Raw genomic sequence first — 11,084 nt, 5'->3', positions numbered from 1 at the left:
TCAAAGATGCAAAGGTTCAAAGACTCAAAGATGCAAAGGCTCAAAGATTCAAAGACTCAAAGATGCAAAGAACAGCTCCCAACCTCTTACAACCCCCGACCTCCGACATCCGACATCCGACATCCGACCTCCGACCTCCGACATCCGACCTCCGACCTCCGACATCCGACCCCCAACATCCAACTGCATAACACAAAGACATCTGGGTACTTTGGCAACCCGATGAGAATGAGTGGTACTTGCTTATAAAAAGAAAAACACTTCCCCAAGCGTACTCTATTTTATAAAATAAGGCACTCACGAATTACCGCCCATACCCGACACCTTTGTTAGGAAATAGTACATACACTCTACTCGTATGTAACTCCCATCTATTGTTTGATTTTGGTATTCCAATAGATTTTTGTTTTTAATAGTAAAAGGCTGCGGGAGCAATCCTTAAGCACGGGGCTTTGATTACACAAACTCAACTTAACTAAAGTAGCAGATTACCCCCGCGATTCCTTTTACCCCACCTATTTTGACAATTTTTAATCTTTTTAATTAAAGCTTTAACCGATAGTATATTCCATTTAACTAAAAAGACCTTCTGCAACGTCTTTTTAACCCTCTCACGCGTCTTTTTGACGAAGTGTTTCACTAAGCTCATCTTATTTTTAAGCTACCCTTTTAAAATTTTAAGAAGAAGAGTTGAAATTTTTACTTTGAAAGCTAAAATTTTAGCTAAGGCAATTAAAATCTTCGTCTTTTGTGTTAAACGGAACGTCTTTTTGACGCACAGGAAGGTCTTTTGGGTTAAATACATTTATTTTTCATTCTGGACTTGATCCAGAATCTATAGTTGGAGTACTCTTGGTACGAGCAAAAAACTGTTTTAATTCGGCTACTTTTTCTGTAAACCCTGCTTTTCCTGCTCCTTTACTATATTGTGAATATGCATAATCATTTAAGGAATCTTGATAATTATCATAATCATGTAGTATTTTAGTGCTTTCTAAACGATAGGCTAAACTTTCTATACGACCCAAAAGGCTTTCTGCAAACACTCTGGCTTTATAATCTTTTTCAAATTCTACCCAATCTACATCTGGGGAACTCAAACTGCCACTATGCTGGCGATAATCCCAAACTTTATTTACAAATAATTTATTCTTTTCATTAATAGCTTTGTAATCTCTTCTTTCTTTTTCGGTTAATGCTGATAGTTTGCTAGAAAATATAGTTTCTAATTCGGTAACTAGTTGTACTGCTTTTTCTTTCTCCTCTTGAGTCAATAAATCTTGGATAATGTCTCTCATAAAATGTTTTAAAAATGATTTATAAATAGTTCTTGGTTTTCTTTTGTATAGAGTGCCCGTGCCTCACAAATAATCAAACAGAGTGATATTTTTCTTTAATCTTTACTGTGGGGTATTACAAAATGCTTGACTACTATGTAGCAAAAGGATATTTCGGGCTTTATAAATAAGCTGTGTGGCTTCTTCTATAGATTTCTTTTTGTTATAGAGTTTATAAATCCAAACATACAATAGCATTTCATAAGGATTATGATGCGATAAATTGTACATAAAAGTGTCTGCTTTCATATGCAAAGCTTCAATTATATCGGTAAAGAATTCGTTTTGATTATAGTTTGAGTAAGGTTCCATGCGATACATTTTGTTGGTTCAAATGTAAAGGCATAATGAGGGTAATAACAAAGGGTAGTAGTTACAATTCGGTAAAAGCGAAGTTCGTTTTCCTTGAAAACGTATTAGTATAATATTTAAAATTTAGGAATCCAACTCTTTGATATACTCTGATGGATACATTCCTGTTTTTTTAAAGAAAGCTCTGGAAAAAGCATTAGGAGTATTAAAACCTATTTCTGTAGCAATTGCTTGAATAGTATAGTTTTTGAACGTTTTATCTGTATTTAATTTTTCAATTAGATACTCTATTCTAAGATCGTTAATATATTGGGTAAAGGTTTTTTTCTTGTAAATATTAATCGTTTTTGAAAGATATTTACTGTTAGTTTTTAAATCTGATGCAAGAGAATACAAATTAATATTAGTATTCAAAAAGCTTTTATTCATTTCAAAACACTGTAGGTTTTTTAAATTCTTTTCTAAAGTACTTTTAGGTATAAGAAAAATTCTTTTTTTTTGTTTTTCTTCAATAGTTACATTACCATAATCTTTTTCATAGATTTCTATAAACTCATTAGGAAAAAAACCAGACTCGCGTAGTTTTTTTAGATTATCCTTCTTGCTCATTTTCTACCGCCTTATTGGTTAACTCTAATCTAATTTTTCTAAAATCCAAGCTCTTTTCTGGATGAATCAATTGTTTTTCCTCTGCATCTTTGTACATAAAAGTAAAAAAACCGCGAATGGTATTTTTAAGGTGTTCTATTTGTGATGAATTAACTTTTTTAATTAGATAGAATAAAATACTAACAAAAAGTAAAGTGATAAAAACAGCTATAGTAAATCCTAATGCATACACATGAAGAAGTACATCATCCAGTCCAAGTTCTTTTGCATTAAAAACCCAATATAGTTGTATGAAATAAAAGTATATTGGAGCAGAGTATGATATCTTATATGGTCTTAATATACCTCCACAACAAAGTAAAAGTGGTGAAATTGTTTGAGTAATCACCCAAATAAATGTTTTTGTGCTCTTGAAACCGTAAGATTCAGTAAGACCAAAAGTAGTAACCTTATCTGAAAACAATATCAAACCAGATAAGATTACCAATAATGATGCAAATACTTTTAACAAAGGAGATTGATTATTAATTGCCTCTTGATTGATCCCCTGGTCTATCAATTTCTTCTGGATCAACTTCATAAATTTCAGATTGGTCAATTTCGATTCCTGTTTCATCTTTTAGTTCTTGATTTTCACAGTTACTTTATACAGATTAAAAGTAGCATACTTAGCAAAATAATAGAATTTTTCATTTTTAATATATTTTAAGGTTTGTTACCCTAAAATACTATTAAATAAGAAGACTATCCTTTACCAAATGATAATTGATTTTATTGTGTTAGAGGGATTTGGGGTGGTACTATGTATTAATAGTATAATCCGTCTAATTATATTTTAATATTTATTTTTTAAAAACAATCAAATATAGTAAAGAAGATAGCTTTTCTAAATACGGTTTACCCGTAAACAACTGATTTTGTGGCAACAAAACAATAGTATTGTGTTGATAGTAAGTGTTTTGTAAAGCACCAAAATTTCAAAAAAAATGATATTTTTTTTTGAAACAATACTTACTTACGGGATCCCATAAACCACGCTATAGCTCAGTTACAATTTTGGTGTATCCCCACTTGTTTTACCATTTGTTTGGTTGCCCATCTGTATATAATGGTGTAAGCCCTGTATGCTGTTTGCCAAACTGTTTATACAAAATGTGGTGTATTTGCTTGCTACAATCCTATTGTTTGTAAAATCTACCTACTTAAAATAATATTTTTTTCTTAAAAAAACACAAGTGTCAAAAAATGAAACTTTTATACAGTATACTTGTACCATAATTTTAAAAAAAACAAACCGAACCCTGAGGTGACTCGAAGGATGAGCTTCGAGAGCCTCAGCTCCCAGTATGTGAGAGAGCCGAACCCTGAGGTGACTCGAAGGGTGAGCTTCGAGAGCCTCAGCTCCCAGTATGTCAGAGAACCGAACCCTGAGGTGACTCGAAGGGTGAGCTTCGAGAACCTCAGCTCCCAGTATGTCAGAGAGCCTCAGCTCCCAGTATGTGAGAGAGCCGAACCCTGAGGTGACTCGAAGGGTGAGCTTCGAGAGCCTCAGCTCCCAGTATGTCAGAGAGCCGAACCCTGAGGTTCTCGAAGGGTGAGCTTCGAGAGCCTCAGCTCCCAGTATGTCAGAGAGCCGAACCCTGAGGTTCTCGAAGGGTGAGCTTCGAGAGCCTCAGCTCCCAGTATGTCAGAGAACCGAACCCTGAGGTGACTCGAAGGGTGAGCTTCGAGAACCTCAGCTCCCAGTATGTCAGAGAGCCTCAGCTCCCAGTATGTGAGAGAGCCGAACCCTGAGGTGACTCGAAGGGTGAGCTTCGAGAGCCTCAGCTCCCAGTATGTCAGAGAACCGAACCCTGAGGTGACTCGAAGGGTGAGTTGGTGGGAAGCAAGAACAAAAGCATACGTATTCAATATTTAACAAATAAATGTAATTAAGATCATGATTGGTTATATGTATATTTTAGAATGTAATGATGGTAGCTACTATACTGGTAGTACTAAAGACTTACAAAAAAGATTAACACAGCACCAAAAAGGAGTAGGAGCTAATCATACTAAAAAGCGATTGCCTGTAAAATTATTATACTATGAACAGTATAATCGCATCGATACTGCATTTTACAGAGAAAAACAAGTACAAGGGTGGTCCCGAGCTAAAAAAGAAGCATTGATGAGAGGGGCTCTGGAAACCCTGCCAGGATTATCAAAAGCATATCGAGATATAGATGGGACTTCGAGTACCTCAATCCACACAAATCCTGATATCCCTGAACCCTGAGGTGACTCGAAGGGTGAGCTTCGAGAACCTCAGCTCCCAGTATGTCAGAGAGCCTCAGCTCCCAGTATGTGAGAGAGCCGAACCCTGAGGTGACTCGAAGGGTGAGCTTCGAGAGCCTCAGCTCCCAGTATGTCAGAGAACCGAACCCTGAGGTGACTCGAAGGGTGAGCTTCGAGAACCTCACTTGTCACTCACGCAAAGGATGCTTACCGCCTTTTTTAAGATATCACGCGCTTTAACTTTATATCCCTAAGATCTTTTTCTAGTAATTTAATACGTTTTTGCTCTTCTGATAGTGTAGAAGTATTTGTAAAACTGCTTGAATCTTGTTTATAAGATTTACACCATTTACGGATCATACTACCATTTAGATTGTATTCCCCTATTGACTGGCTCAAAAAAAAGTCGATAAAAAAAAGCGATCTGTAAAGACCGCTTTAAATGTTTTCACAACGGAATAATCCTTATTGTGAATTGCTTTCAAAATTGTTTTATAAAAGTAAACAAAAAAATAGAACAAAAAAATTGTGGACTTAGAATTTCATAATTCTATTTTTTAAAAAAAATAACACGAACCATAGATAATAATATATTTTTTATATATTTGCATTGTGTGTGATTAAAAATAAATCAAACCACATTAGAGTTGGAGAATATTGAAGTAGTCTCATTAGCTACAAAATATCATTCCCACATACATATAAGTTACATCGATTAATATAGATAAATAATCATTTTATTGATTTATTATCTAGTTGTGAATTGCTTTCAATTTAATATTCATAATTTTATCGGTGTAACTTTTGTATTAAAAAAGTTTTAACAAACCTCCTTACCTATTTATTTGGTTATCCTCAGAACTGATGATTTTTATAAAAAATACGGAAATCCATAATTAAAAGCCGTTTAGGTTTCTTACTTTTCAAATAAATATATCACTTATGAAACAAATTTTGGGGCTGGATTTAGGAACAACATCTATAGGCTGGGCTTTTGTAAATGAGGCGGAAGACAGTACAGAAAAATCATCGATTATAAAAACGGGGGTTAGGGTAATCCCTTTAAGCACTGATGAACAGCAAGATTTTAAAAAAGGGGATAGTATTACAAGCAATGCCGACAGAACATTAAAAAGAGGAGCTCGAAGAAATCTACAGAGATATAAACAGAGAAGAAAAGCTGTTCTTCAAATTTTAAAAGAAATACAGTTTTTGGATCAAATAAAATTCCTATCAGAAGATGGGGATTCTACGCATAGTACTTATGCTTTACGGGCAAAAGCACCTGTTCAAAAAATTTCTAAGCAAGATTTTGCAAGAGTACTTTTAATGATAAATAAAAAGAGGGGATATAAAAGTAGCAGAAAAGCCAATAATCCCGAAGAAGGTCAAATAATTGATGGCATGAGTGTTGCTAAAGAATTACACAACAAAAGCCTAACTCCTGGACAATATTCTTATCAGTTATTGGTAGATGGTAAAAAACAATTACCAGATTATTATCGATCCGACCTTCAAAATGAATTGGATAGTATATGGAAGTTTCAGAAACAATTTTATCCAGAAATCTTAAAGGAGGAACATAAAGAAAATCTTACAGGAAAGAACAAAACTCAAACAGAAAGTTATATAAAAAAAACACTGGGTATTGATAAAGCAGAAAACAAAGGGAAAAATAAAAAACTGGAACAGTACGAATGGAGAAACAAAGGGGTATCAGAAAAAATAGACATACGAGAATTAGCTTTTGTACTTATCGAAATTAATAATCAAATCCATCAATCCAGCGGGTATTTAGGAGCTATTAGTGACCGAAGTAAAGAACTTTTTTTTGATAATCTTACGGTTGGGCAATTTCAATATAATTTCCTAAAAGAAAATCCGGGCAAACCTATTAAAAATCAGGTATTCTACAGGCAGGATTATATGGATGAATTTGATGCTATATGGAAAGAACAATCTAAACATTATCCCGAACTCACAGAAGAAATCAGAAAATCATTACGTGATATTACTATTTTTTATCAACGAAAATTAAAATCTCAAAAAGGTCTTATAAATATTTGTGAGCTAGAAGGAAAAGAAAAAGAAATATGGGTAGATGGTTTAAAAAAAAAGAAAAATATAGGATCTAGGGTTGCCCCAAAGTCTTCTCCCGTATTTCAGCAAGCAAAAGTTTGGCAGAATATCAATGCCATTAGAATCACCAAAAAAGATAACCCAACAGAAGAGTTTATCCTTGAAGAGGATACCAAACAACTACTTTTTCAGGAGCTAAACATCAAAGACTCCTGGTCATCTGCACAACTCCTAAAATGGATTTTTGAAGGATCATCGAATACGCCCAAAGATTGGCAGGTAAATTTTGAAAAAATAGAAGGAAACCGAACACAAGCAACTCTTTTAAAAATATATCTCCAAATAGTAGAAATAGAAGGGTACAATAATATAGAGCATGAAAAAACGGAAGCACCAATCCTGTTAAAAAATATGCAAACATGTTTACAAGAGATTGGTATTGATCCAAATATTTTGGCTTTGGACATGTATATCTCTGGTAATGAATTTAGCAAGCAACCTGCTTATGAGTTATGGCACCTGTTGTACTCCTATGAAGAGGATAAATCCCAAACAGGAGTAGAAAGCCTAAGAGAGAAACTACAAACTAATTTTGGTTTTAAAGAAACACATACCAAGTTATTGACTTCTGTTGTTTTTCAGCAAGATTACGGAAATTTAAGTGTTAGAGCTTTGCGAAAGATATATCCGTTTTTAGAAAGTGGACATACTTATGATCAAGCCTGTAGCCTTGCCGGATACAATCATTCTAACTCCTTAACGGCAGAGGAAAATGAAAACCGTTCTTTATCGGACTCTATAGAGATATTAAAAAAGAATTCCTTAAGAAATCCTGTAGTAGAAAAAATATTGAATCAGATGATCAATGTCGTAAATGCTATAATCGCTCATCCTGATATGGGAAGACCTGATGAAATAAGGGTCGAATTAGCACGGGAACTTAAAAAAACTGCTGCACAACGTAAAGATATGACTACCTCTATAGCAAGAGCAACCAGAGAGCATGAAGCGTATCGAAATACCATAAAAAAAGAATTTGGATTACCGTATGTAAGCAGAAAAGACTTGATAAAGTATAAATTATATCTGGAATTAAAATCTGTAGGATTTAAAACATTGTATTCTGGAACCTATATCAAACCAGAAGAATTGTTTACTAATAAGTTTGATGTAGAACATATTATACCGCAATCGGTATTGTTTGATGATTCCTTTTCGAATAAAACGTTAGAATTAAGAGATGTAAATCTGGAAAAGGGAAACGAAACTGCTTACGATTATTGTGAGCGAAAAGGTTGGTTAAGTGATTTTGAGTCCCGAATACAGGAAATTTTTTCTAAAAAGGATATTACATACGGAAAGCGACAAAAACTCTTAATGACCAAAGCAGATATTCCTGATGATTTTTTAAATCGGGATCTGGGTAACTCTGCATACATTGCCAGAAAAGCTTCTGAAATATTACGGCAAATAAGCAGAAATGTACACGCTACCTCAGGAAGCATTACAGCCAAGTTAAGATCCGATTGGGAATTGATACATGTATTGCAAGAACTAACATGGGATACGTATACAGCTTTAGGGCTTACCTACTATGAAAAAAACAAAAAAGGAAAAGAACTCCCTCGTATAAAAGACTGGACAAAACGTAATGATCACAGACATCATGCCATGGATGCCATAACCGTTGCTTTTACAAAACCTGCATACATACAGTATCTAAACAATATGAATGCTAAAGGAGACAAAGACGGTAATATATATGGTATTGAGCAAAAATATACCTATAGAAATGGTGACGGAGGAAGAAAATTTAAAAAACCTTTTGAAAACATACGGGAAGAATCTAAAAAACATCTGGAGACTATACTAATCTCACACAAGGCAAAAAACAAAGTAGTAACGCTTAATAAAAACAAAATCAAAGTAAAAGGTAAAGGCAATTTTATCACCAAGACAGAGCTTACCCCCAGAGGGCAGTTGCATAAAGAAACCATCTATGGGCGATCCCATTTTTATGAAATCAAAGAAGAAAAAATCAACGCTACATTTGATGCGCATAAAATACAAGCTGTTACAAATCCAAACTATAGAGAGGCGTTACAAAAAAGACTCAAAGATCATGAAAATGATGCTAAAAAAGCCTTTGCAGGTAAAAATAGCCCGATCAAAAGCCCTGTTTATATAGCTAATACCACCAATAAGGTTCCTGAAATCGTAAAAACAAAAACGTTACAATCGCAATTTACTATTCGCAAAGATATCACTCCGGATAATTTTAAAGATGCAAAAGCAATACATAAGGTGGTAGATCTTGGAATAAGAAAAATATTACTGGAGCGATTAACCCTTTTTAATGGTAATGCAAAAGAAGCTTTTTCTAACTTAGAAGACCATCCTATTTGGTTTAACAAAGAAAAAGGAATTGTTATTAAATCTGTTAAAATAACAGGAGTTGCCAATGCAGAACCTTTACATCACGCAAAAGATCATCATGGCAAAGAAATAGTAGATGCCAATAATAAACCAATAGCTGTAGATTATATAAGTACAGGCAATAATCACCATGTAGCTATTTACAGAGACGAAAAAAATAATTTGCATGAAGAAGTTGTTTCGTTTTATGAGGCTGTTGCAAGAAAAAACCTTGGAGAATCCATTATTAAAAATACGCATGAAAAAGGATGGAACCTTCTTTTTACAATGAAACAAAATGAAATGTTTGTTTTTCCATCTGAGGATTTTAATCCTTTAGAAGTAGATCTACTGGATCCTGATAATATACCTATAATAGCTCGTAACTTATTTCGTGTTCAAAAAATTTCGACCAAAAACTATGTGTTTCGTCATCATTTAGAAACCCAGTTAGTAGATAGTAAAGAATTGAAAGACATTACTTATTATAGTATTAGAAGCCTGGATAAATTAAATACAATACAGAAAATTAGATTAAATCATCTAGGAGAAATCGTTCAAGTAGGAGAATAATAAACAACCTTGGAGTACCCTCACGAGGTATGCTTATGAAAATATATTTTGTTTTTGAAGCAAGCCGAAGAATTAAACTCCACAATGTGGATTAAAGTTATGATTAAACGCACCCTTTTTTTTGGCAATCCTGCATATCTTAATACCAGAAGTGAACAATTGGTAGTCAATTTTCCGGATAAAGACAAAACAGAAGTTTCTATCCCTATTGAAGATTTGGGATATATAGTTCTGGAAGATCCACAAATTACGATTACCAATGGTCTTTTAATGAAATTAGTGCAAAACAAAACCGCAGTGATCACTTGTGACAAACAACATTTACCTTGTTCTTTTTTACAACCTCTGGTCGGGCACAGTGAGCAAACCGAGCGTATACGACATCAACTAAATGCCAGTCTGCCACTCAAAAAAAATCTATGGCAACAAACTATTAGTAGTAAAATAAACAATCAAGCTGTACATCTGGCTAAAATTGGTAAAAATGCATTAAAATTAAAACGATGGGCAACCGAGGTAAAGAGTGGGGATTCTCAAAATCATGAAGCTATCGCTGCTGCTTATTATTTTCAGAATTTATTTGACATAGAGGGTTTTAGTCGTAACCAAAAAGGTGTAGCCCCAAATAATTTATTGAATTACGGATATGCGATTTTACGGGCAGTTACTGCCAGAGCATTAGTAAGTAGCGGTATGTTACCATCTGTTGGGATTTTTCATCATAATAAATACAATGTTTTTTGTCTTGCAGATGATATTATGGAGCCGTATCGTATTTATGTGGATGCTATGGTATGTAGTATCACAAAAACCTCGAGCGATTATAAAGAATTATCTAGCGATTTAAAATCCTTATTACTTCAAATACCTGCAATAGATGTGGTAATTGATGGTAAAAAGAGTCCTCTTATGGTAGCCATGAGTAGAACTACAAATTCTTTGTATGAATGTTTTTTAGGGACAGGTCGCAAGATTTTATATCCTGAATATGAATGAAGAACATTTTTCACGCCTTAATCAATATAGAAGTATGTGGGTATTAGTATTTTTTGATTTACCTACAGAAACAAGAATAGAGCGAAAAGTAGCGAGTCGGTTTCGTAAAAACTTGCTGAATGATGGATTTGCGATGTTTCAGTTTAGTATATACATGCGGTTTTGTGCTTCCCGAGAAAATGCAGAAGTACATATTAAACGAACCAAGAATGCGCTACCCAAAAAAGGAAAAGTGGGTATTATGCAAATAACAGATAAACAGTTTGGAATGATCGAACTATTTCATGGTCAAAAGGAAGTAGAACCAGAAAAGCCATCACAACAGTTAGAATTATTTTAATAGATCACTTGATTTTTTAATCCTAAAAACCCATATAAAACACAGGATACTAGTCTTTTATGAAAAGTATCCTGTGAATCCTATATAAAAATGACACTGTTTCATTAAGTGTGTAACTTAAAATATCGAGGGTTTGACTTTTTTAA

General features: G+C 33.9%; 8 protein-coding genes. 4 read left to right on the top strand and 4 right to left on the bottom strand.

The genetic code is table 11. The features are described from left to right. Nucleotides 1-812: 812 nt before the first annotated feature. From ACZIYX_RS22910 to ACZIYX_RS22895, 4 genes are all read right to left on the bottom strand, one after another. Nucleotides 813-1,298: a hypothetical protein gene (locus ACZIYX_RS22910; protein WP_462684593.1), complete on the bottom strand. Its 486-nt coding sequence runs from the start codon at nt 1,296-1,298 to the stop codon at nt 813-815. Between the two features lie 102 nt (nt 1,299-1,400). After that, nucleotides 1,401-1,649 (bottom strand): hypothetical protein, encoded by a 249-nt coding sequence (locus ACZIYX_RS22905; protein ID WP_462684592.1) that lies wholly within the window; start codon nt 1,647-1,649, stop codon nt 1,401-1,403. 123 nt (nt 1,650-1,772) lie between these two features. Next, nucleotides 1,773-2,258: a helix-turn-helix domain-containing protein gene (locus tag ACZIYX_RS22900; protein ID WP_462684591.1), complete on the bottom strand. Its 486-nt coding sequence runs from the start codon at nt 2,256-2,258 to the stop codon at nt 1,773-1,775. Then, nucleotides 2,242-2,874 (bottom strand): hypothetical protein, encoded by a 633-nt coding sequence (locus tag ACZIYX_RS22895; protein WP_462684590.1) that lies wholly within the window; start codon nt 2,872-2,874, stop codon nt 2,242-2,244. Before ACZIYX_RS22895 ends, ACZIYX_RS22900 begins: the two co-directional genes overlap by 17 nt. Before the next feature lie 1,335 nt (nt 2,875-4,209). Between ACZIYX_RS22895 and ACZIYX_RS22890 the strand changes: the two genes are divergently transcribed. The 4 genes from ACZIYX_RS22890 to cas2 all read left to right on the top strand — a co-directional run bounded on the left by ACZIYX_RS22890 (nt 4,210) and on the right by cas2 (nt 10,938). Beyond that, a complete protein-coding gene (locus tag ACZIYX_RS22890) occupies nt 4,210-4,536 on the top strand; it encodes a GIY-YIG nuclease family protein (protein WP_462684589.1) in 327 nt (108 codons plus the stop codon). A 941-nt stretch (nt 4,537-5,477) separates the two neighbouring features. Continuing rightward, a complete protein-coding gene (gene cas9 / locus ACZIYX_RS22885; protein WP_462684588.1) occupies nt 5,478-9,602 on the top strand; it encodes a type II CRISPR RNA-guided endonuclease Cas9 in 4,125 nt (1,374 codons plus the stop codon). A gap of 99 nt (nt 9,603-9,701) precedes the next feature. Next, nucleotides 9,702-10,598 carry a type II CRISPR-associated endonuclease Cas1 gene (gene cas1 / locus ACZIYX_RS22880; RefSeq protein WP_462684594.1) on the top strand — a complete coding sequence of 299 codons (897 nt, stop codon included), beginning with the start codon at nt 9,702-9,704 and terminating at the stop codon, nt 10,596-10,598. After that, nucleotides 10,591-10,938 (top strand): CRISPR-associated endonuclease Cas2, encoded by a 348-nt coding sequence (cas2, locus tag ACZIYX_RS22875; RefSeq protein WP_027414300.1) that lies wholly within the window; start codon nt 10,591-10,593, stop codon nt 10,936-10,938. Before cas1 ends, cas2 begins: the two co-directional genes overlap by 8 nt. The last annotated feature ends 146 nt before the right edge of the window (nt 10,939-11,084 follow it).

Source organism: Aquimarina sp. (assembly GCF_977115655.1).
This window is presented reverse-complemented; position numbering and strand designations above follow the sequence as displayed.

What these genes read in the sequence shown, in the direction of transcription:
- ACZIYX_RS22910 (WP_462684593.1), bottom strand. Translation starts at nt 1,298, where the DNA reads ATGAGAGACATTATCCAAGATTTATTGACTCAAGAGGAGAAAGAAAAA.
- ACZIYX_RS22905 (WP_462684592.1), bottom strand. Translation starts at nt 1,649, where the DNA reads ATGGAACCTTACTCAAACTATAATCAAAACGAATTCTTTACCGATATA.
- ACZIYX_RS22900 (WP_462684591.1), bottom strand. Translation starts at nt 2,258, where the DNA reads ATGAGCAAGAAGGATAATCTAAAAAAACTACGCGAGTCTGGTTTTTTT.
- ACZIYX_RS22895 (WP_462684590.1), bottom strand. Translation starts at nt 2,874, where the DNA reads ATGAAACAGGAATCGAAATTGACCAATCTGAAATTTATGAAGTTGATC.
- ACZIYX_RS22890 (WP_462684589.1), top strand. Translation starts at nt 4,210, where the DNA reads ATGTATATTTTAGAATGTAATGATGGTAGCTACTATACTGGTAGTACT.
- cas9 (WP_462684588.1), top strand. Translation starts at nt 5,478, where the DNA reads ATGAAACAAATTTTGGGGCTGGATTTAGGAACAACATCTATAGGCTGG.
- cas1 (WP_462684594.1), top strand. Translation starts at nt 9,702, where the DNA reads ATGATTAAACGCACCCTTTTTTTTGGCAATCCTGCATATCTTAATACC.
- cas2 (WP_027414300.1), top strand. Translation starts at nt 10,591, where the DNA reads ATGAATGAAGAACATTTTTCACGCCTTAATCAATATAGAAGTATGTGG.